We start from the raw sequence: 1,248 nt of genomic DNA, 5'->3' as shown, positions 1-1,248 counted from the left end.
CCCTAGCCCCTAGCCCCTAGCCCCTAGCCCCTTCTTCTATTTTTCTGCTGATGCCAATTTGGGATTAGGATAGAAAGATGGCAACCATTGATATTTTGGGGGTTCGCCACTCTTACTGTTTGACGGCTCCCACTGGATCTCCCCACGTTTTAGTATTTCTGCATGGTTGGCTTTTAAGCCGTCACTATTGGCAACCGTTGATCGATTTGCTGGCATCTGATTATCAGTGCCTTTGCTACGATTTGCGAGGGTTTGGGGAATCTGAACCCAGCCGGGGGTTTGAAGCGCCTGCTAATTTGAGCTATAGTCCTGCGGCCTATGCTGAGGATTTGGCGGTTTTACTCGAAAAGTTAGATATTTCTAGTGCTTGGCTGGTTGGGCATTCCCTGGGGGGTGCGATCGCTCTTTGGGCCGCTGATTTGTCCCCGCAGCAAGTTAAGGGGGTAGTCTGCGTCAATTCTGGCGGCGGGATTTACCTGAAGGAGGAGTTTGAGCGATTTCGGTCAGTGGGCCAGCAGTTGGTGAGGTGGCGGCCGCTGTGGCTGTCTTATCTACCGCTAATGGATCTAATGTTTGCGCGAATGAGTGTGGTAAATGCGATCGCGCGTTTTTGGGGTCGTCAGCGGTTAATTGATTTTGCAGCGGCCCATCCCCAGGCGGCTTTAGGGGCGCTATTGGATTCTACTACTGAGGCGGAAGTACACCTTTTGCCGCAAATTGTAGCGCGATTGAAGCAGCCTGTTTATTTTATTACAGGCGATCGCGATCCAATTATGGAACCAAAATATGTTTTACATTTGGCTAGTTTTCACTGGCTATTTGCTGGATGTGGCGAGAATGTAATGCAAATTCCCGATTGTGGGCATTTGGCAATGGTTGAGTATCCACAGGTGGTAGCCACTTATTTGCAAAGGATATTGTCTGAGGACAACTAGGTAGGGGCCAGGGGCTACGATGCTCAGGACTAGGGTAAGAGAGGGGGAGGATGGGGGAGATGGAGAGGATGGGGGAGATGGGGAGGATGGGGGAGATGGGTAATTAGCGATTAGCAATTAGCAATTAGCAATTAGCAATTAGCAATTAGAACTTACGCAGTAAGTCCCAGAAACCAGGTTTTTGAGAGAATCTGTGGGTTCCGGCGAAGTATTTTCATCAAAAAACCGAGTTTCTTTGGTTGGGTGCATAAGTGCTGAATTGTTATAATCCCTCCCCCTCTCCCCCATCTCCCCCATCCTCCCCCATCTCCCC

General features: G+C 49.8%; 1 protein-coding gene. It reads left to right on the top strand.

Translation table 11 applies throughout. The features are described 5' to 3' along the window. Positions 1 to 77 precede the first annotated feature (77 nt). On the top strand, positions 78 to 935 hold the full coding sequence (locus OSCIL6407_RS0106330; RefSeq protein WP_007356313.1) for an alpha/beta fold hydrolase: 858 nt from the start codon (positions 78 to 80) through the stop codon (positions 933 to 935). The last annotated feature ends 313 nt before the right edge of the window (positions 936 to 1,248 follow it).

The organism is Kamptonema formosum PCC 6407 (assembly GCF_000332155.1).
Taxonomy (GTDB): Bacteria; Cyanobacteriota; Cyanobacteriia; order Cyanobacteriales; family Microcoleaceae; genus Kamptonema; species Kamptonema formosum.
Note: the sequence above shows the minus strand (reverse complement) of the source record. Positions and strands in the feature narration are given on the sequence as shown.

Coding starts and splice junctions, on each gene's coding strand:
- OSCIL6407_RS0106330 (WP_007356313.1), top strand. CDS start 78: ATGGCAACCATTGATATTTTGGGGGTTCGCCACTCTTACTGTTTGACG.